Here is a 25,282-nt window from a genome sequence, read left to right on the forward strand (position 1 = left end):
TTCCCCCAGCAGACTCGCCCTACACGGGCCCACATCATGACCAAGCGCTGGCCAGGCAACTCTCTGTTGGGCTCCCGAGCCGGCGCGCAGATCATCGGCCTGTTCGTGGCGTTGGTGATCTTCATCGTTCTGCTGTTCGCCAATTTCACCTACCTCAACACCCAATCCACCTACGACAAGCAGTACATCGGCCATGCCGGCGAATTGCGCGTGCTGTCGCAGCGCATCGCCAAGAACGCCACCGAAGCGGCGGCTGGCAAGGCTGCAGCGTTCAAGTTGCTGGCCGATGCGCGCAACGATTTCGAGCGCCGCTGGGGTTTTCTCAAGGAGGGCGACAGCGCCACCGGGCTGCCTGCGGCCCCCGCGGCGATGCGCGAACAGATGCGCCTGGTGCAGCGCGACTGGGACGAGTTGCGCCACAATTCCGATGCGATCCTGGCCAGCGAGCAGACGGTGCTGTCGCTGCACCAGGTGGCTGCGACCCTGGCCGAAACCGTGCCGCAACTGCAGGTCGAGTACGACAAGGTCGTCGACACGCTGCTGCGCGGTGCCGCGCCTGCCAGCCAGGTCGCCGTGGCCCAGCGACAGTCGTTGCTCGCCGAGCGCATTCTGGGCGCCGTCAACACGGTGCTGTCCGGCGACGAAAGCGCGGCCCAGGCTGCGGAGAGCTTCGGCCGCGACGCCAACCGTTTCGGCCAGGTGCTGGGCGGCATGCTCGACGGCGATGCGCTGATCCGGGTGACCCAGGTACAAGATCCGGAGGCACGCGCGCGCTTGCGCGAGATCGCCGAGCTGTTCCAGTTCGTCTCGGGCAGCGTCGACGAGATCCTGGAAACCTCGCCCGAACTGTTTCAGGTGCGGGCCTCGGCCAGCAATATCTTCAATCAGTCGCAGACCCTTCTGGAAGAAGCCTCGCGCCTGGCCAGCGGCTTCGAGAACCTGGCCAGCGGGCGTTCCGCTGGTACCGTCGGTGGCTATGTGCTGGGCCTGGCGGCGCTGGCTTCGATCATTCTGATCGCCCTGGTGATGGTGCGCGAAACCAAACGGCAACTACGCCAGACCGCAGAGAAAAGCGAGCGCAACCAGGCGGCGATCATGCGCCTGCTCGATGAGATCGGTGGGTTGGCCGATGGCGACCTGACCGTGACCGCCTCGGTGACCGAGGAATTCACCGGTGCCATCGCCGATTCGATCAATCATTCCATCGACCAGTTGCGCGATCTGGTGGCCACCATCAACCTCACCGCCGAAGAGGTCGCTACGGCCGTGCAGGACACCCAGGCCACTGCTCACCAGTTGGCGCGGGCCTCGGGGCATCAGGCGCAGCAGATCAGTGACGCATCGGTGGCGATCAGCGACATGGCCCAGTCGATCGACCGGGTGTCGACGAACGCCTGGGAGTCGGCCAAGGTTGCGGATCGTTCGGTGACCATCGCCAACAAGGGCAGCGAGGTGGTGAACAACACCATCCAGGGCATGGACAACATTCGCGAGCAGATCCAGGACACCGCCAAGCGCCTCAAGCGGCTGGGCGAATCGTCCCAGGAAATCGGCCACATCGTCAGCCTGATCGACGACATTGCCGACCAGACCAGCATCCTTGCCCTGAACGCGGCTATCCAGGCCTCCATGGCTGGCGAGGCCGGGCGTGGCTTTGCCGTGGTCGCCGACGAAGTGCAACGCCTGGCCGAGCGCTCGTCATCGGCTACCCGGCAGATCGAGACGCTGGTGCGGGCGATCCAGGCCGACACCAACGAGGCAGTGATCTCCATGGAACAGACCACGTTCGAAGTGGTGCGCGGTGCGCGCCTGGCTCACGACGCCGGGATCGCCCTGGAAGAGATCGAGGGCGTGTCGCAGGATCTGGCCGAGCTGATCCAGGTGATTTCCAGCGCTGCCCAGCAGCAGACCAGTTCGGCAGGACAGATCTCGCACACCATGTCGGTGATCCAGCAGATCACCGAGCAGACCTCTTCAGGCTCCAGTGCAACGGCTGAAAGCATCGGCAATCTGGCGCAGATGGCCAGCGAGATGCGCCGTTCGGTGTCCGGTTTCACCTTGCCGGCGCCCAGTGCCGATGCAACTGCGGAGTGATCATGGCTGAACGGCACGAATACGTACTTCCCGCGTTGTGCGAGGAGTTGCTCAAGGTCAAGGAGCAGCTGGACCTGTTCGTGCGCGGTGGTCGCGAGTACACCCAGGAGTTGAACGGCCTGACGGCATCGTTGCGACAGATTGCCGATGCCCTGGCTGTGCTCGGTTTCGGCCAGCCGCGCAAGGTCATCATCGACCAGTTGGCGGTGATCCAGAGCCTGGTGCAGGGGACCCGCGAGCCCAACGATGCCGTGTTGATGGACGTCGCCGGGGCATTGCTCTATGTCGAAGCCACGCTGGCGGGCATGGCGGGACCCAGCGATACGCCGGGGCGCGATGAGCAGCAGACGTCCAGCACCGACCTGGTGCAGATTCGCCAACTGGTGATGCGCGAAACCCGCTTCGGCCTGCAGGAGGCCAGGGACATACTGGCCGATTCCAGCGACGGCCGCTGGGACCGGCAACGGCTGCGCACCTTGGTGCCGCTGCTCACCCAGCTGCGCGGTGCGCTGGTCATGCTGCCGTTGCCCAGGGCCGCCGCGGTGCTGCAAGGCTGCAATGACGCCGTTCAAGCGCACCTGTTGGACGAGCCGACGGCATCGGTACCTGTGCCCCTGGAGCAGGTGACGGCTGCACTCGCGGCGGTCGAGCATTACCTGCAGCGCACCAGCGAAGCACCGCAGCTTGCCCATGAGAGCCTGCTGGCGGTGGCCGAGGCTGGCCTGGCAGCGGCTGCGCCAACAGACCCACACGGCGAGGCGCATGCCGCGACGGGCCCGGAGCCCGAACCCGTGGATACCCAATTGCTGGAGATCTTCCACAGCGAGGCCTTGAGCCACCTGAGCGCCGTGGAGCGATTTCTCGCCCTGGACGAGCAGGGCAACGACGTCGCCGTCACCGACGAATTGCAGCGTGCCCTGCACACGCTCAAGGGCAGCGCGCTGGTGGCCGGTGTCACGCCGCTGGCCGAACTGGCCACGGCCTTCGACGTCATGGCCCGCGAGCTGCGTGCCCACCGGCTGCCGTTCCAGGCCCGAACGCTGGGCCTGCTGGGCGATGCCCACTATCTGATGCGGCAGAAGCTGCTGCAATTGCCTGCGCAGCCGCTGACGCCCATTCCAGGTGCCGGCGAGCTGATCCGGCAGGTACAGGAACACACCACCGAACGCCTGCAGGGCGTACAGACGCTGGGCGATGCCCGGCAGGTCCAGGCGCCGCAACTGATCGAGCGGTTGCTCGACGAGGGCATGGATATCCTGCTCGATGCCGAGCGCTTGCTGCAGCGCTGGCAACAGACGCCGGCCAGCCGTGTGGAGTTGCCACGGCTGCTCGACCAGCTGACCCTGCTGGGCGAACAGGCGCAACTGACGGACGTGCAGGCGCTCGACGAGCTGTGCGAGGCGCTGCTCGATCTGTATGGCGCGGTCGAAGAAAGCAGCCTGAGTGTCAGCACGGATTTTTTCCAGCAGGCCGAACAGGCCCAGGAAGCCATGATCGGCATGCTCGATCAATTGGCGGCCGGGCAAGAGGTCAAGGCCCAGCCCACCCACGTGCGTGCCTTGCGGGCACTGTTGCAGGGTGCCCTGGCCCCGCACGCCATGGGTGTGGTGCAGCGCGAAGGCGGCGCGGTGATCGATCTTACCCTGCTTGGCAACGCCGCTGCGGCGGATGCCGAGGATGAAGGGTCATTCACCGAGGAATCCATCGAGCAGACCCAGCGGCGCTGGCTGAGCGAACCCGGCTACGAGGGGGCATCCCAGCCCCCGCCGCGTCCGGGTCCATCGGAGCCTGGAATCGAGCAGGTGGACGACGCCGACGGTGAATTGCTGGGTATCTTCATCGAAGAGGGATTGGACATCGTCGAGAGCGCAGGCGCGGCACTGGTGCGCTGGCAGGCCGAACCGGGCAACCATCTCGAAGCGGAAAACCTGCTGCGCGACCTGCACACGCTCAAGGGCGGCGCACGGATGGTGGAGATCGGTCCGCTGGGCGACCTGGCCCACGAGCTGGAATCGGTGTACGAACGCATTTCCCAGGGCCAGCTGCAGGCTTCCAGCCAACTGTTTGGCCTGCTCCACAAGGGTCACGACCGCCTGGCCCAGATGCTCGACGCGGTCCGCTCGCGGCAGGCGTTGCCAGCCGCCGGAAAGCTGATTGCCGCGATCGCCGAATTCGCCGCCGGCAGTGAGCCAGCCGGGCCCGCCGGGCCAGCTGCTTCGGCCAAGCCCGCCATTGCCGAACCGGTGGCCGCCGAACGCGGTCCCGTCGATGTGATCAAGGTCGGCGCCGAGCTGCTCGATGAATTGGGCAACCTGGCGGGGGAAACTGCAATCTTTCGCGGACGCATCGAGCAGCAGGTCAATGACGCCCAGGCGGCGCTGCAGGAAATGGAAACCACCATCGAGCGCATGCGCGATCAGCTGCGCCGCCTCGATACCGAAACTCAAGGCCGCATCCTCAGCCGTCAGCAGGTCGATGGGCAGGGTTACGAAGACTTCGACCCACTGGAAATGGACCGTCATTCACACCTGCAGCAGCTGTCGCGGGCCCTGTTCGAATCGGCCTCGGACCTGCTCGATCTGAAGGAAACCCTGGCCGGCCGCAACCTGGAAGCACAGACGTTGCTGCAGCAACAGGCGCGCGTCGACAGCCAATTGCAGGAGGGCTTGATGCGCACGCGCATGGTGCCGTTCGAGCGCCTGCTGCCGCGCCTGCAGCGTGTAGTGCGCCAGGTGGCCGAAGCGCTGGGCAAGGAGGTCGAGTTCGAAGTCAGCCAGGCCCAGGGCGAGATGGACCGCAGCGTGCTGGAACGCATGATCGCGCCGCTCGAACACATGCTGCGCAATGCCGTCGATCATGGCCTGGAGCCGATCGAGCAGCGCCTGGCTGCGGGCAAGCCGGCGGTGGGGCACATTCGTCTGGCCTTGCTGCACCAAGGCGGCGACATCGTCATCGAAATGAGTGACGACGGTGCCGGGGTGCCCCTGCAAGCGGTGCGCGCCAAGGCCATCAAGCGTGGTTTGCTGGATCCGCACAGCGACCTCAGCGACCACGACGTGCTGCAATTCATCCTCCAGCCTGGCTTCTCCACCGCCACCAAGGTGACGCAGATCTCCGGCCGTGGCCTGGGCATGGACGTGGTCCACGAAGAGGTCAAGCAGCTGGGCGGCGCCATGAGTATCGACTCGCGGCCGGGGCAAGGTGCGCGGTTCCAGATTCGCCTGCCGTTCACCGTGTCGGTCAACCGCGCCCTGATGGTGCAGTGTGGCGAAGAGCAGTATGCGATTCCCCTGAACAGCATCGAGGGGATCGTGCGGGTCATGCCAGGCGAGCTGCACGATGCCTATCAGTCTGCCCCACCGCGCTACGGCTACGCCGGGCGGGTGTATGACCTGCGCTACCTGGGCACCCTGCTGCATGGCCTCGCCGTCCCCTCGCTGACGGCGCAGAGCCAACCGTTGCCCGTGCTGCTGGTGCGCGCGTTCGATCAGCAGGTGGCGGTGCAGGTCGATGCCTTGGCCGGCTCCCGCGAAATCGTGGTGAAAAGCCTGGGAAGCCAGTTCGCGGCCGTGCCGGGCCTGGGCGGCGCGACCATCCTGGGCGATGGCAGCGTGGTGCTGATCCTCGACCTGCTGGCTCAGCTGCGGGCCCGTCAGGGTGTGGCCGTGGCTCGCGCCGGTTATCAGCACGGTGCGCAGGTACGGCGCCTGCAAGTCCTGGTGGTCGACGACTCGGTGACCGTGCGCAAGGTCACCAGTCGCTTGCTCGAGCGTCATGGCATGCAGGTGCTGACCGCCAAGGATGGGGTCGACGCCATGGCGCTGTTGCAGGAACACAGCCCCGATATTCTCCTGCTGGACATCGAGATGCCGCGCATGGACGGTTTCGAGGTCGCCCGGCGCATCCGCCAGCATCCCACGCTCAAGGACCTTCCCGTCATCATGATCACCTCACGTACGGGGCAAAAGCATCGCGAGCGGGCGATGGCCATTGGCGTCAACGAGTACCTGGGCAAGCCTTATCAGGAGAGCCAGTTGCTGGAATGCATCGAACGCTGGGGCCAGGTCCATGCTTGATCGGGCGATCGGCCGCCGCGACAGCCTTACCGCGCTGGTGCTGCCCCTGGCCGATCGAAGCCTGTTGCTGCCCAACGTGGCGGTGGCCGAGCTGATCGACTATCTGCCCGGTGAACCGGTGCTGGGCGCCGCGCGCTGGCACCTGGGAATGATCGAGTGGCGCAACCTGCGCCTGCCGCTGGTCAGCTTCGAAGCGGCCAGCGGCGGCGAAGCGGTGATCGGCGAGCGCGCCCGTATCGTCGTGCTCAATGCACTGGGTGAAACCTCGACGCGTTTCATTGCCGTACTGATCCAGCACGTGCCTCGCTCGTGCCGGGTCGACAGCCAGCTCAGCTACGTTGACGTGCCGCTCAAGCCGCTGGAAATGGCGGCGGTGCAGGTCGGCGAAACCGTAGCGCGGGTGCCGGACCTCACAGCCTTGGAAAATCTGCTGCACAGCGCGGTGTAGACACCTTGTCACGTAATCGTCGCAGGGCTTTACAGCCGTCGGCCTGACCGGCACTCTGACGTTGCCTTTGCTGCAGGGACCTCGTAATGCTCGACCGCACTTTTCTCGCCTTTGCCTTCTGTGCTGCGCTGCTCAGTGGCAGCCCCGTGCGCGCCGAGGTCCCGGCAGGCTATTCGATAGTCTTGCTGACCGAAAACTTTCCACCCTACAACATGGCCAGCAACGACAAGAACTTCGCCCAGGAAGAGAACATCCGCGGCATCGCAGCGGAACTCGTGCGCGAAATGTTCCGCCGGGCGGACATCCCCTACAGCATGACCCTGCGGTTTCCCTGGGACCGTATCTACAAGCTGGCCCTGAGCAATGCCGGCTATGGGGTGTTCGTCACCGCGCGCCTGCCCGAGCGCGAACAGGCCTTCAAATGGGTTGGCCCACTGGGTCCGGATGACTGGATCATGCTGGCCCGTGCGGACAGCCCGATCACCCTGCAAACCCTCGACCAGGCCCGGCCCTACCGGATCGGCGCCTACAAGGGCGATGCCATTGCGCAGAGCCTTGCCGAGCGTGACATGCGCCCGATCGTCGCCCTGCGCGACCAGGACAACGCACGCAAGTTGCTGGATGGCCAGATCGACCTGTGGGCCACGGGCGATCCGGCTGGCCGCTATCTGGCACGTCTGGAAGGGATCAACGGGCTCAAGACCGTGCTGCGCTTCAACAGCGCCGAGCTGTTTCTGGCGCTGAACAAGGACACACCGCAGGCGGTGGTCGAGCGTCTGCAACGATCACTCGATGAGATGCGCCGCGACGGCTTTGTCGATCGGGTATTTGCCGACTATCTATGAGACACGGCACTCCATGAAACAGGGCAATGGCGAATCAGTGGTAGATCCCGCCCTTGCCATGGGCGGCCGTGGCGCGGTTGCCGCGCTCGCCGATCATCTGCCGGACCGGTATCCACTCCACTCCCCTGGCCTTCAAGCGCGGTAGTTCGCGCTCCAGCACTTCCAGGGTCTGTGGATAGGGGTGGCCGATGATCACCACCGTGCCCTGCTTGTGCGCCAGGGCTATGGCCTTTTCCAGCTGGCCGGCGATGGCCTCGACAGTGCGCGTGTCATCCAGGAAGACGTCCCGGGAGAGGCTGGCCAGGCCGATGCCCTGGGCTTTGGCGGCGGCAACGGTGGCGGCGCTGGTGCGGCTGTCGACGAAGAACATGCCGTGCTGCTGCAGTTCGTTCATCAACAGGGCCATGGCCTCGGGCTGCGAGGTCATGCGGCTGCCTTCGTGGTTGTTCAAACCGGCGGCATACGGCACGGCGCGCAGCGCGGCCTGCAGGCGCGCGAGTAGCTCACTGGCAGGCATGTCGGGTCGCCAGGCGAACGGGCCGGTCGCAGGATCCATGGGCATGTGCACCATCACGGTCTTGCCGGCCTTGTGCGCTTGGCGGGCAAAGTCTGCGGCATGGGGGGTATCCGGCATGATTGCCAGCGTCACTGGGCCGGGCAGAGCCAGGGTGCGGCTGTCGCGAGCCGGGGACTGGCCCAGGTCATCGATGATCAGGCTCAGGTACGCCGGCCCGGCGAAGACCGGGCCGGCAGTCAGCAACAGTACGGCCACCAACAGGATGCGGCGCATGTCAGTTGCCGCGCGTCACGCTCAGGCCCTTGAGCAGGCTGAGCGCCTGGCTGATCTGGAAGTCGTCGTCCTGTGGCCGGGCCTTGCGGGCGCCGATCACCGGCTTGCCCGAAGGTCGATCGGCGCCGCCGTTGCCGTTGCCCAGGTGACCCTGCAGGTCGGCTTCCTTGAAACTTTCGGTGTCGGCATCGCGGGTGACTTTGCCCTGACGTACCTCGACATCCGGGATGATGCCCTGGGCCTGGATCGAGCGGCCATTGGGCGTGTAGTACAACGCCGTGGTGATCTTCAGGGCGCGATCGTTGTTGAGCGGCAGCACGGTCTGCACCGAGCCCTTGCCGAAGCTGTCGGTGCCCATGAGGATGCCGCGCTTGTGGTCCTGCAGTGCGCCGGCGACGATTTCTGCCGCCGAGGCGCTGCCGCCGTTGATCAGCACCACCAAAGGCACCCGTTCGCTGGCATCGGCAGGGTCTGCCGAGAAGCGCAGTTCCGAGTTGGCGATGCGGCCCTTGGTGTAGACGATCAAGCCCTTGGTGAGGAAGTGGTCGGCCACCTCCACGGCGCTTTGCAGTACGCCGCCGGGGTTGTTGCGCAGGTCCAGAATCAGGCCCTTGAGCTTGCCGTTGTTGTCCTTGCGCAGCTTTGCCAGGGCCTTGCCGACTTCTTCGCCGGTTTTCACCTGGAACTGGGTGATGCGCAAATAGCCATAACCGTTCTCCAGCAACTGCGCCTTGACGCTCTTGACCTGGATAGTGGCGCGGGCCAGGGTCACGTCGAACGGCGTACCGCCGTCGCGCACCAGGGTCAGGGTGATTTTCTCGCCGAGCTTGCCGCGCATCAGATCGACGGCCTCGGTCATGCTCAGGCCCTGGGTGGGCTGGTTGTTGATCTTGACGATCAGGTCGCCGGCTTCGATGCCGGCCTTGGAGGCTGGCGTGTCGTCGATGGGCGAAACCACCTTGATCATGCCGTTCTCGCTGCCCACCTCGATACCCAGGCCGCCGAACTCGCCACTGGTGCTTTCCTGCAGCTCCTGGAAGTCCTCGGGGCCCAGGTAGGCAGAGTGGGGGTCGAGGTTGCTGAGCATGCCCTTGATGGCATTCTCCAGCAGCGTCTTGTCATCCACAGGCTCGACATAGGCCGCCTTGATGCGGTCCATCACCTCGGCGAAGGTCCGCAGCTCGTCCAGCGGCAACGGTGCGGCGGCCGGAGCCGTGCCGACCGACCGGGCAGGCTGGGGAGCCAGATCGGCGGCGATCACTGCCGGGGCAGCACAGGCCACGGCGATCGTCAGGGCCAGCGAGGTAAGGCGGGACAGATGCGGCATGTCTAACAGACTCCTGATACGGGTTCGCGCCTTTGAGGGCTGCTTTTGAACGACTGCGCCAGTCAGCCTCGACACCATTGCGAGGGGTCGGTCGGCTTGCCTTGCTGGCGTATTGCAAAATACAGCGCTGGCGTGCTTTGCCCGCCGCTGGTACCTACGGTGGCGATGGCATCACCGGGCTTGACCACGTCACCGGCCGATTTGAGCAGGGTCTGGTTGTGCCCGTACAGGGTCAGGTAGCCATTGCCATGGTCGAGAATGACCAGAAGCCCGGCGCCGCGCAACCAGTCGGCGAATACCACTCGGCCACCGTGTACCGCATGCACCTGGCTACCGGCCGATGCGCTGATCATGACCCCGTCCCATTTGGTGCGGACATCGTCGCCGCGGGTTTCCCCGAAACGTGCCAACAGTCGACCATCGACAGGCCATGGAAGTTTTCCCCGCGCCGAAGCAAATGCACCACCGAAGCTTTCGCCGCTGCTCGACACCAGCGGGCCGCTCGGTGCGCGAGGGGCCTGTGGCGCGGGTGCTGGCGCTTCTCGAGTGGCGGCCGCCTGCGCTTCGCGCTGGCGACGTTTTTCAGCCTCCTGGGCGGCCAGCAGGGCCTTCTGCCGCGCTTCCTCGGCTTCGCGAGCCTGGCGTGCCAGGGTTTCTTCGATGGTCTTGAGCACCTTGGCCAGGTCTTCCTGGTCCTGCTGACGCGTCTGCAGCTTCTGGTCGCCTTGCTTGTACTGATCGTTGAGCTTGGCCAGGGCGACCTGACGCTCCTTGCGCACCTTGTCGAGGTCTTCGCGCTGGCTGTCCAGATTGCCTTGCTGCACCAGCAACTGCGCCTGCTGCAGATTGATGTCCTTTTCCACACCCGCCAGCTTGTGCAAGGTCTGGTTGAAGTTCTTCAACTGTTCCAGGCGCGCCTGGCTCAGATAATCGTAATAAGTCAGGGTGCGGGCGAACTTCTCCGGATTCTGCTGATTGAGCAGCAGTTTCAGGTATTCCTGGCGCCCGCTCTGATAGGCCGCGCGGGCCTGGATGGCAATGAGACGTTGCTGTTCGACCCGGGCGGCCTGGAGCTTGGCTTTCTCGCCTTGCAGACGCTCCAGTTCGCCCTCAGTCTTTTTTAGTTCTTTCTGCAGGGCCTCCACCTGCTTTTCCAGCTTGCCCATCTCGGTTTCGGTGGTGCGCAGCTCTTTCTGCACCCCGGAGCGTTCCGCCTGCAACTTGCCAAGGGTTTTCTGCAGCTCGGCGATGTCCTTGCGGGTGGCATCGATCTGCTGCTGGGTTTGCGCGCGCTCGTCGGCGAAGGCCGGGCCGAGCAGGCATGTCAGGGTCAGGAACATCAGGGCGCGGAGCATGGGTCAGCCTTGTACCAGGATCGAGGTGCCGGTCATCTCTTCGGGCTTGGGCAGGCCCATGAGCCAGAGCATGGTGGGCGCCACGTCGGCCAACACGCCGCCGGCGCGTACCTTGACGTCACGCTGGCCGACGTAGATGAACGGCACCGGCTCGGTGGTGTGCGCGGTATGCGCCTGGCCGGTGCAGACGTCCTCCATCTGCTCGCAGTTACCGTGGTCGGCGGTGATCAACGCTTCGCCGCCGACCTTGTCGAGTGCCGCAGCGATGCGACCCACGCACGTGTCCAGGCACTCGACCGCCTTGATCGCTGCAGCCATGATGCCGCTGTGGCCGACCATGTCGCCGTTGGCGTAGTTGACCACGATGACGTCATAGCGCTGCTGTTCGATGGCTTCGACGATGCGGTCGGTCACTTCCGGCGCGCTCATCTCGGGCTGCAGGTCGTAGGTCGCCACCTTGGGCGAGGGGACCAGGATGCGCTCTTCGCCAGGGAACTCTTCTTCACGGCCACCGGAGAAGAAGAACGTCACGTGGGCGTACTTTTCGGTTTCGGCGATGCGCAGCTGGGTCTTGCCGTTCTTGGCCAGGTATTCGCCCAGCACGTTGGTCAGGCCGGTGGCAGCAAAGGCCGCCGGTGCCGGGATCTTTGCCGAATACTGGGTCAGGCCCACGTAGCCGGCCAGTTTGGGCTGGCGATTGCGCGGGAAATCGTGGAAATCGTCTTCGACGAATACGCGGCTGAGCTCGCGCGCACGGTCGGCGCGGAAATTCATGAAGATCATGGCATCGCCATCTTCTACGCGAACCGGCTCGCCGACCGTGGTGGCCTTGACGAATTCGTCGCTCTCGCCGCGCTCGTAGGCGGCCTGCAGGCCTTGCACGGCAGTGGCCGCGTGGAATTCGGAGGCAGCATCGACGATCAGGTTGTAGGCCGCGCTGACGCGCTCCCAGCGGTTGTCGCGATCCATGGCGAAGTAGCGGCCGATCAGGCTGGCGGTGCGCCCACGGCCAAGGCGGGCGAACGTGGCATCCATCAGTTCCAGCGAGGCCTGGGCGCTCTTGGGCGGGGTGTCGCGGCCGTCGAGGAAGGCGTGCAGGTAGATCTTCTGAGCACCGCGCCCGGCGGCCAGTTCGGCCATGGCCACCAGGTGATCCTGGTGGCTGTGCACGCCACCGTCCGACAGCAGGCCCATGAAGTGCACCGCCTTGCCGGCGGCCACGGCCTTGTCCACGGCTGCACAGATAGTGGGGTTGGTGAAGAACTCGCCGTCGCGGATGGCCTTGGTCACGCGAGTGAAATCCTGGTACACCACACGCCCGGCCCCCAGGTTCATGTGGCCGACTTCCGAATTGCCCATCTGCCCGTCGGGCAGCCCGACATCCATGCCCGACCCCGAGATCAAGCCATTGGGCTGGCGTGCCATGAGGGCATCGAGCACCGGCTTGCGAGCCGAATAGACCGCGTTGTACTCGTGGTTTTCACTGTGACCGAAACCATCGAGGATGATCAGGACCAAGGGTTTGGGCGTGGCTGTCATGGATCCCACTCGCTATGTCAGAAGAGCATTCAGGAGAAGCCCGGCATTTTAGGGCATTGCGGGCCTGCGTGACGAATCATGGCGGTTTATTTCACCGCGGGTGCAAGAACAACAAGCACAGACCCGCAATCAGGCCGAGCGGTTCCGTCCGGCGGGCTTTGGCCGGACTTGGCGGCTGTGTATACTGGCCGACATTTTAACGCCTTGGAACCCGCTGATGGTCGCTCACCTGATTGAATTCGCCACAAATCACTATCTGCTCGTGACCGCGTTCGTGGTCCTGCTGGTCATGCTGATCATGCTGGAAATGAGCAAGGGCGCCAAAAGCCTCAGCCCCCGCGAGCTGACTGCGCTGGTCAACAGCGACCAAGGCGTGGTCGTGGATATCCGCAACAAGAAGGACTACGCCGCGGGCCACATCGTCGGCGCGCTGAGCATTCCCCAGGACAAGCTGGCCAGCCGCGTCGGCGAGCTGGAAAAATACAAGGGCAAGACCCTGATCGTGGTCGATGCCATCGGCCAGCACGCGGGCACTGCCTGCGCCGAGCTGGTCAAGGCCGGCCACACCGCCGCCAAGCTGGCCGGTGGCGTCTCGAGCTGGCGCGCCGACAACCTGCCTGTGGTGAAGTGACATGAAGCCGATCCTCGTCTACTCCAGCGACTATTGCCCCTACTGCTCGCGCGCCAAGTACTTGCTGGAAAGCAAGAAGGCGCCGTTCACCGAGATCAAGGTCGACGGCAAGCCCGAGCTGCGCCGGGAGATGGCCGCCAAGGCTGGCCGTACGTCGGTGCCCCAGATCTGGATCGGCGACTTGCACGTCGGCGGCTGCGACGATCTGTTCGCCCTCGAGCGCGCCGGCAAACTGGACGCGTTGCTGGGGGCCTGATTCGGTCCCCTTTACCCCCACACCTCTGAAGATCACAAGGATCAGCGATGACCGATCAAGCGAACAATGGCGCTGCCGCCGAAAACGAACCGCAGTTCTCGCTGCAGCGCATCTACGTGCGTGACCTGTCGTTCGAAGCCCCGAAAAGCCCGGCGATCTTCCGCCAGCAGTGGGAACCCAGCGTTTCCCTGGACCTGAACACCCGCCAGAAAGGCCTGGAAGGCGACTTCCACGAAGTCGTGCTGACCCTGTCGGTCACGGTCAAGAACGGCGAAGAAGTGGCGTTCATCGCCGAAGTGCAACAGGCCGGTATCTTCCTGATCAAGGGTCTGGACGAAGGCTCGATGAGCCACACCCTGGGTGCTTTCTGCCCCAACATCCTGTTCCCGTATGCCCGCGAGACCCTGGACAGCCTGGTAACCCGCGGTTCGTTCCCGGCGCTGATGCTCGCTCCGGTGAACTTCGACATGCTCTACGCGCAGGAACTGCAACGCATGCAGGAATCGGGCGAAGCCCCTCCGGCCCAGTAAGCATGGCCGTGCTGTGAACAAAAAGCGCCTTTCGGGGCGCTTTTTTGTGTGTGCGTGCTGCCTATTTCGCGAGCCCTCTGCCCGCGAAGAGGTCCTCAAGCCCTACTCAAACCCCAACTGTCGCCAGGCTTCATAGACAGCCACCGCCACCGTATTGGACAGATTCAAACTGCGACACCCCTCGCGCATCGGCAGGCGCAACTTGTGCTGGCCGTCCAGCGCGTCCAGCACCTCGGCCGGCAGCCCACGGCTTTCCGGACCGAACAGGAACGCATCGCCCTTCTCGAAGCTGGCATCATGAAACGGTCGCGAACCCTTGGTGGTGAACGCGAACACCCGTGGCTGCCCCAAACCTTCCAGGCAACTGGCCAGATCGGCATGGCGCTGCAGCGTGGCATATTCGTGATAATCCAGGCCGGCCCGACGCAAGCGCTTGTCGTCCAGCTCGAAGCCGATCGGTTCTATCAGGTGCAAGGCACAACCGCTGTTGGCACACAGCCTGATAATGTTGCCCGTATTGGGCGGAATCTCTGGTTGAAAAAGGATCACGTGAAACATGCGCGGCACCGAACTGAAGGACGGGCAGCATTCTACTCCTGATCCGAGCGAGCGTTCGCAACTGTGGCCACGGGTCTTGGGCTCGCTGGCAATCATTGGCTTGCTGGTCGGACTGATGATCGGTCGCCTGACCAATCCCGAGCCTGCCCGCTTGGACAACATCGAAGTGCACCGCGACCAGTTGGTGCTGTGGTTCAACGATGAGCCGCGGTTGCATGGCGAGGTGGTGGAAGGAACGGTGGCGATGCTGTTCGACGCCACCGGCGCTCCGGCCAGCGGGCGGTTGCTGGTGGACGGCAAGCCGGTGACCTGGCGCATTCAGCGCAGTGATCAGGGGTTGTTGTTGACGGTGGTGGCAGCGCGTCCGTTGCAGATGCAATGGCGCGCGGTGCAGCTCGATGGACGCTGGCAAACCACCGTCGAGCTGCGCGAGCAATAAAAGAGGGGACCCCAGCCTGCCTGTACCGGGGCCCCCCAAGCGGGGCTGAAACACCCGGCCTTGCAGCCGGGCGTTTCGATGTAAAGAAGGGGAGTCCCGGCCTGCCTGTACCAAGGTCCCCAAAACAGTTGTGCGGTATTCCAGCCTTGGCTGGAGTCGCGGTGTAAAGAGGGAATCCCCGGCCTGCCTGTACCGAGGTTCCCGAAACTGGGTAATGGTTAGTACATTGCAGCGTGCGTGCCAGTTTTGTTGCAGAAGCTTTCTGAACGCCAAAAACGTTTTGTCTTGGAATCTATCTGATTGGAATGTAAGGGAAAATTATTTTTATCGGATAACAGTCTTTTAGCTCATTGAAACGGACGAGGTTTTATCCGAGCAATAAGCGATGTTCGCTAGCGCATCGTGTGGGTGCACTGCACAAGGCGAATGCACGAAAGCGGAGAGTTTCTTCAAACCCCCTGTAGCAGCGGCGCAAGCCGCGTCGGCGGTACGTGCGGTGCATCAGACCCAGCGCGGTGAGGCCGGACGCGGCTTGCGCCGCTGCTACAGAGATCGGGTATGCCGTGGGGGTGTGTGCTGGGCATCTGACGTACCCCTGTAGAAGCGGCGCAAGCCGCGTCGGCGGTATGTGCGGTGCATCAGACCCAGCGCGGTGAGGGCGGACGCGGCTGGCGCCGCTGCTACAGGGATCGGGTATGCCGTGGGGGTGTGTGCTGGGCATCTGACGTACCCCTGTAGCAGCGGCGCAAGCCGCGTCGGCGGTATGTGCGGTGCATCAGACCCAGCGCGGTGAGGCCGAACGCGGCTGGCGCCGCTGCTACAGGGATCGCATATGCCGGTGACGGTGTGCGGGACCTCAGGCTTCTTCGACTTCGTCTTCGTCGGCGCCGTCGACCTTCATGCCCAGCTCCTTGATCTTGCGCGTCAGGGTATTGCGACCCCAGCCCAGCAGCACGGCCGCGTCACGACGACGCCCGGCGGTGTGCTTCAGGGCGGTCTCGATCATGATCCGCTCGAAGCTGGGCACGGCGCTGTCGAGCAGACTCGATTGCCCGCGTGCCAAGGCCTGGTCGGCCCATTGGCGCAACGCCTGCTCCCAGTTGGTCACCGGTGCCGCGTCCTGCGGCAGGCTCAGCAACTCGGGCGGCAAGTCGCCGGTGTGCACTTCGCGGCCCGAGGCCATCACCGTGATCCAGCGGCAGGTGTTCTCCAGCTGACGCACGTTGCCAGGCCACGGCAGGTTCTTCAGGTAGTCCTCGGTCTCGCTCTTGAGCAGCTTGGGCTCGACCGCCAGTTCCTGGGCCGCGCGGCTGAGAAAATGTCGCGCCAGGGTCGGGATGTCTTCGCGACGGTCCGACAGGCGCGGAATGTGGATGCGAATCACATTGAGGCGATGGAACAAGTCTTCGCGGAACTTGCCGGCGTGCACCAGGGTTTCCAGATTCTGGTGGGTGGCGGCAATGATGCGCACGTCGACCTTGACCGGTATGTGCCCACCGACGCGGTAGAACTCGCCATCGGCCAGCACGCGTAGCAGGCGCGTCTGGGTGTCGGCCGGCATGTCGCCGATTTCGTCGAGGAACAGTGTGCCGCCGTCGGCCTGTTCGAAGCGGCCTCGGCGCAGGTTGGCAGCGCCGGTGAAGGCGCCTTTTTCATGGCCGAACAGCTCCGACTCCATCAGGTCCTTGGGAATCGCCGCCATGTTCAGCGCAATGAACGGCGACGCGGCCCGCGGGCTGTGCCGATGCAGGGCGTGGGCGACCAGCTCCTTGCCGGTGCCCGACTCGCCATTGATCAACACGGTGATGTTGGAGTGGCTGAGGCGGCCGATGGCGCGGAAGACTTCCTGCATGGCCGGTGCTTCGCCGATGATCTCGGGCGTGCGGGTAAGAGCCGGTACTTCGGTCAGGCCTTGCTGTTCCTGGGCGTGCTGGTTGGCACGCTTGACCAGCGACACTGCCTCGTCGACGTCGAACGGCTTGGGCAAGTACTCGAACGCGCCGCCCTGGTAGGAGGCGACCGCGCTGTCCAGGTCCGAGTGCGCGGTCATGATGATCACCGGCAGGCGCGGATGCTGTTCGCGAATGCGCGCCAACAGGTCCAGGCCGCTGGCACCGGGCATGCGGATGTCGGAGATGATCACGTCGGGCTGCTGGCGTGCCAGTCGGCTCATGACACCATCGGCGCTGTCGAAGCTCTGGGTGGTCATGCCTTCTTGCTGCAGGGCCTTTTCCAGTACCCAGCGGATGGAACGGTCGTCATCGACGATCCAGACAGTTTCACTACGGCTCATGACGAAGCGGCTCCTTGTTCCAGCGGCAGGAAGATCGAAAAGGTGGTGTGGCCGGGGTGGCTTTCACACTCGATCAAGCCCTGGTGCTGACTGATGATGTTCTGGGTAATGGCCAACCCCAGGCCGGTACCGTCGGGACGGCCACTGACCATGGGGTAGAAGATGGTTTCCTGCAGTTGCGCAGGAATGCCCGGACCGTTGTCGGTGATCTCGATCTTGCTGACCAGGCGATGCCGCACATGGCCGATGGTGAACTGGCGCATGGCGCGGGTGCGCAGGCTGATGCGTCCCAGGCGTAGCTCGTTCTGGCCGCTGATCGCCTGCATGGCATTGCGCACGATATTGAGCACGGCCTGGATCATCTGCTCGCGGTCGATCAATACATCCGGAATGCTCGGGTCGTAGTCGCGCACCAGAGTGATGCAGCCTTGGCTTTCGGCCTCGACCAGGTTGGCCACGCGCTCCAGCACCTCGTGGATATTGGTCATGGCCAGCAAAGGCAGCTTGTTCGAACCGAGCATGCGGTCGACTAGATTACGCAGGCGGTCGGCTTCCTCGATGATGACGTTGGTGTAGTCCTTGAGGCTTTCCTCAGGCAGCTCGCGCGCCAGCAATTGAGCCGCGCCACGGATGCCACCCAGCGGATTCTTGATCTCGTGGGCCAGGCCGCGCACCAGCATCTTGGTGGTCTCCTGCTTGGACAGCTGGGCCTCTTCCTTGGTGATGCGCAGCAGACGATCGCGCGGATGCACTTCGAGCAGCAGCCAGGTGGCGCCGTTGCTGAGGATCGGCGTCACCGCGTAGTCGACCGTCAGCGTCTGCCCGGCCAGCGCGGTCAGCATCGCTTCGCGCTTGGTGAAGGGGTGAGCCTGTTCGACTGCCTGGCGCAGGGAGTTGAGGGCTTCGGTGGATTCGGTGAACAACTCGCTGATGAACTGACCATGGCTGCGTTGGCCACTGATCGCCAGCAGCATCTCAGCTGCGGGGTTCATGTACTCAAGGCGCAGGTCGGCATTGAGCAGAATGGTGGCAGTGGTGAGGTTGTCGAGTAACAGTCGGTGCAGGGCATCGCTGATGGTCATGGGGACAGGTGACCTCTTTTGGCACAGGGCGCCCGTGGCAGCGCCCGGGTTCGCGCGCGAAACAAACTCGCTGGTGCAGGGAAAATGCAAGAACCAAACCAAGGCTCCGAAAAGAAGCGCGGATCCTGCAAATGGGTACCATTAGTGCTTCGCAGCAGGGGATCTTCGGTCTGTGAAATGCCATGGCGACCCAAAATGGCACGGCATGCCTGGCAATGACCAGCATAGCGCACCAAAAAAGTGCGGGCAGGGATATATCGTTTTCGGCTGCCGCTGCTCAGTCGTCCTCCGGCTTGTCCTTGAGTGGACATTCCGGGCGTACACCGTAATCGGAACTTCGGCAGGGGTGAACCCGGCGTTTCTGGATCAGCGAGATACGCTGCAGGTGGACCGGCTGGGCTGGCGTGCGCTCGATCACATGGTCGTCCTGATCGATGATCTCGGCGGCCAGGGTATGGGTGCCGCGGTCGACGTTGCTCAGGGCGAACACCGGACTGCGCCCCGGCGCCTGCGCCACTTCGCCGTCGAGCAACAGGCGGTAGCGATGATTCGGCTGCAAGGCCGGCTCGCTGGTCAGGGTCACGATCAGTGAACCGTCTTCCTCGCGCACGGCGGTGTCCGGCAGGGGCCCGAGAATGCGCAGCATCTGATAACGCGTCGCCGCGGTTCTGTTCGGCACTGGCACCTTGCTGGTGCGCGGCGGCATCACGATAGCCGGGGCGGTGGGCGTGGCGCGTGCAGGCATCGGCACCCGTTCGGCGCCCTTGCGCGGCTGGTCGGTGAAAACCCGGTTGCCATTGGCGTCGACGTAGGTGTACACCGCGGCATGGGCCGACGCGGCGATCACTACCAGCCAGAGCAGCGTCCAGCGCATCACGGCAGGTGAACCCGCTGGACCGTGAAGGTGACGGTGGCGCTCTGCTGGATCACGGCTTCGCGGGCATCGAGGACCTGTACCGCCAGGCCATGTTCGCCGCGATCGACATTCACCAGTTGCAGGCGCGGCACGTTGCTTGGCTGACCATAGGGCTCGCCGTCGAGCACCAGGCGCAGGCGATCGCCCGAACGCAGGCGTGGCACGATCGCCACGCCCACATCGAAGGTGCCGTTGTTGGCCCGCAGCGCTTCGTCGGTTGGCAGCCCGGTCAGTTCCAGCTGGCTGTACTGGGTCTGCGGCACCGCGACGGTGGTGCTCGGCAGGGTGGTTGGCGCGGGCTTGCGCAGCGACTCGACGCTGTTGAGCGGCGGCAGCTCGACCGTTTGGCTGGCACGCCCCTGGGGCGGCTGGTTGCTGTAGGCCGTGTTGCCCTCGGCGTCGGTGTATTTGTAGATCTGCGCCACGGCGGGCAGCGCGCACAGCAGCAACAGGCAGGCTAGGGGTGAGCGCATGGAAACTTCTCTGAGTGGCGCTTGCATGGTGGCCAGCATAGAGCAATTGAGGGGGTGCGTGCAGCGTTGCCATGGTAGGCGCAGAACGAAAAAAGGCCACCCGAGGGTGGCCTTTCTGTCACATCACAGGGATCAGACGCTGTAGTACAGGTCGTATTCCAGTGGGTGTACGAAGGTGCGAACCTTGATTTCTTCTTCGCTCTTGAGGGCGATGAAGGCGTCGATGAAGTCATCGCTGAACACGCCGCCCTTGGTCAGGAACGCACGGCCCTTGTCCAGCTCTTCCAAGGCTTCCTTCAAGCTGCCGCAAACCTGCGGGATTTCCTTGGCCTCTTCGGGCGGCAGGTCGTACAGGTTCTTGTCGGCGGCATCGCCGGGGTGGATCTTGTTCTGGATGCCGTCCAGGCCAGCCATCAGCAAGGCCGCGAAAGCCAGGTACGGGTTGGCTGCCGGGTCCGGGAAGCGCGCTTCGATACGACGGCCTTTCGGGCTGTTGACGTAAGGAATACGGATGGAAGCCGAACGGTTGCGGGCCGAGTAGGCGAGCATGACCGGCGCTTCGAAACCTGGGACCAGACGCTTGTAAGAGTTGGTCGACGGGTTGGTGAAGCCGTTCAGCGCCTTGCCGTGCTTGATGATGCCGCCGATGAAGTACAGCGCGGTGTCGGACAGGCCGGCATAGCCTTCGCCAGCGAAGGTGTTCTTGCCATCCTTGGAGATCGACATGTGCACGTGCATGCCCGAGCCGTTGTCACCGTACAGTGGCTTGGGCATGAAGGTAGCGGTGCGGCCGTAGGCGTCGGCAACGTTGTGCACGACGTACTTCAGGGTCTGCACTTCGTCGGCCTTGGCGACCAGGGTGTTGAACTTGACGCCGATTTCGTTCTGGCCGGCAGTCGCCACTTCGTGGTGGTGAACTTCGACGACCTGACCCATCTCTTCCAGTGCGTTGCACATGGCGGTACGGATCTCGTGGTCATGGTCGACCGGTGGCACTGGGAAGTAACCGCCCTTGACGCCTGGACGGTGGCCTTTGTTGCCGCCTTCGACGTCCTGGTCGGTCATCCAGGAAGCCTGTTCCGAGAAGATCTTGAACATGGAGCCGGAAATGTCGGACTTGAACTTCACTTCGTCGAAGATGAAGAACTCAGGCTCCGGGCCGACGAACACGGTGTCGCCGATACCGGTCGACTTCAGGTATTCCTCGGCGCGATGGGCGATGGCGCGTGGGTCGCGATCGTAGCCCTGCATGGTGGACGGTTCGATGATGTCGCAGACCAGGATCAGGGTCGGCTCTTCGGTGAACGGGTCCAGAACGGCAGTGCTGTCGTCCGGAAGCAGGATCATGTCGGAGGCTTCGATGCCTTTCCAGCCTTCGATGGAGGAACCGTCGAACATCTTGCCGACTTCGAAGAAGTCGTCATCCAGGGCATCGCGCGCTGGCATGGTCACGTGCTGCTGCTTGCCTTTGGTATCAGTGAAGCGCAGATCAATCCACTTGACGTCATGATCTTTGATGAGTTGAACCGACTTCGACATGTTGTCCTCCGGGGTGGAATGGGGCCGATTGTGAAAGGGGGCCCCTAAGTATGTGTGATGCCGGGCCCGATAGTCGGCCAAGGCAACCTGCCTCACAAGGGAGCAATTTGCATGCCAGTGCCCTGTGATGGGCGCAACGCTGATTCTCACTATCCGCAGGTTCGAACCCATTCCCCTGTAGCAGCGGCGCAAGCCGCGTCACGCTTCGTCCCCGGCATTAATAGGTATGAGCGCGGGACGCGGCTTGCGCCGCTGCTACACGGGGTGGTGCTAAAGGGGGGTGCGCTGGTTTGGTGCGGGTCTGTTTTGGGTGGTCGATATTGGTGCGTTTGCCCGTTCGTACGATAACTGGTCAAACCTTGAGCAATTTCCGCTATAATCCGCGCCCCTCTTTTCAGGCTGGCATTTCGCGCGCTGTTTTCATGAAACTTATCGTAAAAGTCTTTCCAGAGATCACCATCAAGAGCCCGCCGGTGCGCAGGCGCTTCATCCGCCAGCTCGCCAAGAACATCCGCATGGTGCTCCGTGACCTGGACCCGCAGCTGATGGTCACTGGCGTGTGGGACAACCTTGAAGTCCAGACCAAGCTGACGGACGCCAAGGTGTTGCGCGAGATGACCGAACGCCTGAGCTGCACGCCAGGTATCGCGCATTTCCTGCAAGTGGACGAATACCCGCTGGGCGATATGGATGACATCGTGGCCAAGTGCAAGGCGCACTTCGGCCCGCTGCTGCCTGGAAAGATCTTTTCGGTACGCGCCAAGCGTGCCGGCAAGCATGCCTTCAGCTCGATGGATGTGGAACGCACCGTCGGCAGCCAATTGCGCCGCGAGTGTGGTGCTGCCGGCATCGACCTGAAAAAGCCCGACGTGGTGGTGCGCCTGGAAATCCGCGACCAGCGCCTGTTCGTCATCCATGACCAGCACGACGGCATGGGTGGCTACCCCTTGGGCGCGCTGGAACAGACGCTGGTGTTGATGTCGGGCGGTTTCGATTCCACCGTTGCCGCCTACCAGATCATGCGCCGTGGCCTGATGACCCACTTCTGCTTCTTCAACCTGGGCGGTCGCGCCCATGAGTTGGGGGTGATGGAAGTTGCCCACTTCCTCTGGAAGAAGTACGGCAGCTCTCAGCGCGTGCTGTTCATCAGCGTGCCGTTCGAAGAAGTGCTGGGCGAGATTCTCGGCAAGGTCGACAACAGCCACATGGGCGTGATCCTCAAGCGCATGATGCTGCGGGCCGCCACGCGCCTGGCCGACCAACTGAAGATTCCCGCGCTGGTCACGGGCGAAGCCATCTCGCAGGTGTCCAGCCAGACCCTGCCCAACCTGTCGGCGATCGACAGCGCGACCGACAAATTGGTACTGCGCCCGCTGCTGGCGAGCCACAAACAAGACATCATCGATCAAGCAGTTGAAATTGGGACTGCCGATTTTGCCAAACACATGCCAGAATATTGCGGCGTGATTTCGGTCAACCCGACCACCAGTGCAAAATTGCCGCGCGTCGTCCATGAAGAGAAGTCTTTCGACATGGCCGTTCTTGAGCGAGCGCTGGAACGCGCCAAGCTGGTGTCCATTGATGAAGTCATCGACCAGCTGGGCCGGGATATCGAGGTCGAAGAGGTCAGCGAGGCGCTGTCCGGACAAGTCGTCATCGATATCCGCCACCCCGATGCCCAGGAAGACCAGCCGCTGTCACTGGCCGGCATCGAGGTCAAGGCAATGCCTTTTTATGCCCTGAACAGCCGCTTCAAGGAACTGGATTTCACTCGCCAGTACTTGCTGTATTGCGACAGGGGCGTCATGAGCCGACTGCATGCTCACCATCTGTTGAGTGAGGGACATGCCAATGTGCGCGTTTATCGTCCGACATAGAGTCCCAGGGTTGAATGGTGGGAGTATCCGCCATCGCCCTCCCGACCCCCAGACAGCGTAGGAACTACTGCGCTAGGCAATGCTGCGTCAGAAACAGGCTCGGAATGCTCATTTACAACCAGTAAACTGTGCTTCCTCGCCTATTTCTTCCTTGCCTTGCCGTCGCTCGCTACGTTCCTACGCTGTCTGGCCCGGATAGCTTTTTGTTTAATATTCGCCACGTAGAATGCGCGGCAACCGAATCCTCTGATCGAGATACACAAGTGATCGAAAATCTACGCAACATCGCCATCATTGCTCACGTTGACCATGGCAAGACCACCCTGGTAGACAAACTCCTGCGTCAGTCCGGCACCCTGGAGCGCAACGAGCTCAACGACGAGCGCGTGATGGACTCCAACGACCAGGAAAAAGAGCGTGGCATCACCATCCTGGCCAAGAACACCGCCATCAACTGGAACGGCTACCACATCAACATCGTGGACACCCCGGGCCACGCCGACTTCGGTGGTGAAGTAGAGCGCGTGATGTCGATGGTCGACTCCGTGCTGCTGCTGGTCGACGCCCAGGACGGCCCTATGCCGCAAACCCGTTTCGTGACCAAGAAGGCGTTCGAAGCCGGTCTGCGTCCGATCGTCTGCATCAACAAGGTCGACCGTCCAGGCGCGCGTCCGGACTGGGTTCTGGACCAGATCTTCGACCTGTTCGACAACCTCGGTGCCACCGAAGAACAGCTGGACTTCAAAGTCGTCTACGCCTCGGCCCTGAACGGCATTGCCGGTCTGGAACACACCGACATGGCCGAAGACATGACCCCGCTGTACCAGTCGATCGTCGACAACGTACCGGCTCCGAAAGTCGACCGCGACGGCCCGTTCCAGATGCAGATCTCGGCACTGGACTACAACAGCTTCCTGGGCGTCATCGGTGTTGGCCGTATCGCTCGCGGCAGCGTCAAGCCGAACACCCCGGTGGTCGCCATCGGCGCCGACGGCAAGAAGCGCAACGGTCGTATCCTCAAGCTGATGGGTCACCACGGCCTGCACCGCATCGACGTCGAAGAAGCCTTCGCTGGCGACATCGTCTGCGTGAGCGGCATGGACTCGCTGTTCATCTCCGACACCCTGTGCCAGCCGGACAACGTCGAAGCGATGAAGCCGCTGACCGTCGACGAGCCAACCGTTTCCATGACCTTCCAGGTCAACGACTCGCCATTCTGCGGTAAAGAAGGCAAGTTCGTGACGTCCCGCAACATCAAGGAACGTCTGGACAAAGAGCTGCTGTACAACGTTGCTCTGCGCGTTGAAGAAGGCGACTCGGCCGACAAGTTCAAGGTCTCCGGCCGCGGCGAGCTGCACCTTTCGGTACTGATCGAAACCATGCGTCGCGAAGGCTTCGAAATGGGTGTCGGTCGTCCTGAGGTGATCATCCGCGTCATCGACGGCGAGAAGCAGGAACCGTTCGAAAACGTCACCATCGACACCCCTGAGGAATCCCAGGGCAAGGTCATGGAAGAGATGGGCCTGCGTAAAGGCGACCTGACCAACATGGTGCCGGATGGCAAGGGCCGTGTTCGTCTGGAATACAACATCCCTGCTCGCGGTCTGATCGGTTTCCGTAACCAGTTCCTGACCCTGACCAACGGTGCGGGCATCCTGACTTCGATCTTCGATCGCTACGCTCCGATGAAGTCGGGCCACATGTCCGGCCGCCAGAACGGCGTACTGGTTTCGGTCGAAACCGGCAAGGCACTGACCTACTCGCTGGAAACCCTGCAGGCGCGCGGCAAGCTGTTCGTCGAGCACGGCCAGGAGATCTACAACGGTCAGATCGTCGGCTTGAACAGCCGCGACACCGACATGGGCGTAAACCCTACCAAGGGCAAGAAGCTGGACAACATGCGTGCGTCGGGCAAAGACGAAACCATCGCTCTGGTTCCACCTGTTCGCTTCACCCTGGAACAGGCTCTGGAATTCATCCAGGACGACGAGCTGTGCGAAGTTACGCCGAAGTCGATCCGTCTGCGCAAGAAGATCCTGGACGAAGGCGAGCGTACCCGCGCTGCCAAGAAAGCCAAGAACTGATCCGTAGTTCCGGTTGATTGAAAAGGCCCCCGGCGCGAAAGCGTCCGGGGGTTTTTTTATGGCTGTGTGTTGGCAGGTCTGCCCGCGAAAGGGCCGGCCCTGGCACCCTGCATACCTTCCATCGCCCACT

The 25,282-nt window shown here is 63.2% G+C and carries 20 protein-coding genes; 10 read left to right on the forward strand and 10 right to left on the reverse strand.

Features of this window, described 5'->3' with window-relative positions:
- Positions 1-36: 36 nt before the first annotated feature.
- The 4 genes from H7993_RS15485 (at position 37) to H7993_RS15500 (ending at position 7,463) form a co-directional block, all read left to right on the forward strand.
- Positions 37-2,094, forward strand: a complete 2,058-nt coding sequence (locus H7993_RS15485; protein ID WP_122480497.1) for a methyl-accepting chemotaxis protein — start codon at positions 37-39, stop codon at positions 2,092-2,094.
- A gap of 2 nt (positions 2,095-2,096) precedes the next feature.
- Entirely contained in the window at positions 2,097-6,170 is a 4,074-nt protein-coding gene (locus tag H7993_RS15490; protein WP_185794915.1) for a hybrid sensor histidine kinase/response regulator, read from the forward strand.
- Positions 6,163-6,618 (forward strand): chemotaxis protein CheW, encoded by a 456-nt coding sequence (locus H7993_RS15495; RefSeq protein ID WP_122714520.1) that lies wholly within the window; start codon positions 6,163-6,165, stop codon positions 6,616-6,618. The genes H7993_RS15490 and H7993_RS15495 overlap by 8 nt, the downstream gene beginning before the upstream one ends.
- A gap of 86 nt (positions 6,619-6,704) precedes the next feature.
- A complete protein-coding gene (locus tag H7993_RS15500) occupies positions 6,705-7,463 on the forward strand; it encodes a substrate-binding periplasmic protein (protein WP_185794916.1) in 759 nt (252 codons plus the stop codon).
- Between the two features lie 34 nt (positions 7,464-7,497).
- Here H7993_RS15500 and H7993_RS15505 read toward each other — a convergent pair whose 3' ends face one another.
- The 4 genes from H7993_RS15505 to gpmI form a co-directional block, all read right to left on the reverse strand.
- The gene (locus tag H7993_RS15505; protein WP_185794917.1) at positions 7,498-8,253 is read right to left on the reverse strand and encodes a divergent polysaccharide deacetylase family protein; all 756 of its coding nucleotides are present in this window, start codon (positions 8,251-8,253) and stop codon (positions 7,498-7,500) included.
- Between the two features lies 1 nt (position 8,254).
- Entirely contained in the window at positions 8,255-9,580 is a 1,326-nt protein-coding gene (locus H7993_RS15510; protein ID WP_122480492.1) for a S41 family peptidase, read from the reverse strand.
- A gap of 62 nt (positions 9,581-9,642) precedes the next feature.
- A complete protein-coding gene (locus H7993_RS15515) occupies positions 9,643-10,935 on the reverse strand; it encodes a murein hydrolase activator EnvC family protein (protein WP_122480491.1) in 1,293 nt (430 codons plus the stop codon).
- A 3-nt stretch (positions 10,936-10,938) separates the two neighbouring features.
- Entirely contained in the window at positions 10,939-12,474 is a 1,536-nt protein-coding gene (gene gpmI, locus H7993_RS15520; protein ID WP_122480490.1) for a 2,3-bisphosphoglycerate-independent phosphoglycerate mutase, read from the reverse strand.
- Between the two features lie 217 nt (positions 12,475-12,691).
- Between gpmI and H7993_RS15525 the strand changes: the two genes are divergently transcribed.
- From H7993_RS15525 to secB, 3 genes are read left to right on the forward strand one after another with little or no spacing between them, the layout of a single operon-like run.
- On the forward strand, positions 12,692-13,105 hold the full coding sequence (locus tag H7993_RS15525) for a rhodanese-like domain-containing protein (protein WP_122480489.1): 414 nt from the start codon (positions 12,692-12,694) through the stop codon (positions 13,103-13,105).
- Between the two features lies 1 nt (position 13,106).
- Entirely contained in the window at positions 13,107-13,361 is a 255-nt protein-coding gene (gene grxC / locus H7993_RS15530) for a glutaredoxin 3 (RefSeq protein WP_185794918.1), read from the forward strand.
- A gap of 47 nt (positions 13,362-13,408) precedes the next feature.
- Positions 13,409-13,891, forward strand: coding sequence for a protein-export chaperone SecB (gene secB / locus H7993_RS15535; RefSeq protein WP_185794919.1), 483 nt, complete (start codon positions 13,409-13,411; stop codon positions 13,889-13,891).
- Positions 13,892-13,993: 102 nt separating this feature from the next.
- Here the strand turns inward: secB and H7993_RS15540 are convergent, their stop codons facing one another.
- On the reverse strand, positions 13,994-14,449 hold the full coding sequence (locus H7993_RS15540) for a tRNA (cytidine(34)-2'-O)-methyltransferase (RefSeq protein ID WP_185794920.1): 456 nt from the start codon (positions 14,447-14,449) through the stop codon (positions 13,994-13,996).
- Between H7993_RS15540 and H7993_RS15545 the strand changes: the two genes are divergently transcribed.
- The gene (locus H7993_RS15545) at positions 14,448-14,888 is read left to right on the forward strand and encodes a hypothetical protein (protein WP_185794921.1); all 441 of its coding nucleotides are present in this window, start codon (positions 14,448-14,450) and stop codon (positions 14,886-14,888) included. The genes H7993_RS15540 and H7993_RS15545 overlap by 2 nt on opposite strands.
- 856 nt (positions 14,889-15,744) lie before the next feature.
- Here H7993_RS15545 and ntrC read toward each other — a convergent pair.
- From ntrC to glnA, 5 genes are all read right to left on the reverse strand, one after another.
- On the reverse strand, positions 15,745-17,181 hold the full coding sequence (gene ntrC, locus H7993_RS15550; protein WP_122480484.1) for a nitrogen regulation protein NR(I): 1,437 nt from the start codon (positions 17,179-17,181) through the stop codon (positions 15,745-15,747).
- Positions 17,178-18,263, reverse strand: a complete 1,086-nt coding sequence (gene glnL / locus H7993_RS15555; RefSeq protein ID WP_122480483.1) for a nitrogen regulation protein NR(II) — start codon at positions 18,261-18,263, stop codon at positions 17,178-17,180. Before glnL ends, ntrC begins: the two co-directional genes overlap by 4 nt.
- Before the next feature lie 277 nt (positions 18,264-18,540).
- A complete protein-coding gene (locus H7993_RS15560) occupies positions 18,541-19,137 on the reverse strand; it encodes a DUF4124 domain-containing protein (RefSeq protein WP_185795000.1) in 597 nt (198 codons plus the stop codon).
- Positions 19,137-19,652: a DUF4124 domain-containing protein gene (locus H7993_RS15565; protein ID WP_185794922.1), complete on the reverse strand. Its 516-nt coding sequence runs from the start codon at positions 19,650-19,652 to the stop codon at positions 19,137-19,139. The genes H7993_RS15560 and H7993_RS15565 overlap by 1 nt, the downstream gene beginning before the upstream one ends.
- A 132-nt stretch (positions 19,653-19,784) precedes the next feature.
- On the reverse strand, positions 19,785-21,191 hold the full coding sequence (gene glnA / locus H7993_RS15570; RefSeq protein ID WP_122480480.1) for a glutamate--ammonia ligase: 1,407 nt from the start codon (positions 21,189-21,191) through the stop codon (positions 19,785-19,787).
- A 422-nt stretch (positions 21,192-21,613) separates the two neighbouring features.
- Here glnA and thiI point away from each other — a divergent pair, with 422 nt between their 5' ends.
- Together thiI and typA are read left to right on the forward strand one after the other, a co-directional pair.
- Positions 21,614-23,068 (forward strand): tRNA uracil 4-sulfurtransferase ThiI, encoded by a 1,455-nt coding sequence (gene thiI / locus H7993_RS15575; RefSeq protein WP_185794923.1) that lies wholly within the window; start codon positions 21,614-21,616, stop codon positions 23,066-23,068.
- 263 nt (positions 23,069-23,331) lie between these two features.
- A complete protein-coding gene (gene typA, locus H7993_RS15580) occupies positions 23,332-25,152 on the forward strand; it encodes a translational GTPase TypA (RefSeq protein WP_122480478.1) in 1,821 nt (606 codons plus the stop codon).
- Positions 25,153-25,282: the final 130 nt, after the last annotated feature.

The sequence above is a fragment of the Pseudomonas baltica genome (genome assembly GCF_014235765.1).
In the GTDB taxonomy this organism is placed as follows: domain Bacteria; phylum Pseudomonadota; class Gammaproteobacteria; order Pseudomonadales; family Pseudomonadaceae; genus Aquipseudomonas; species Aquipseudomonas baltica.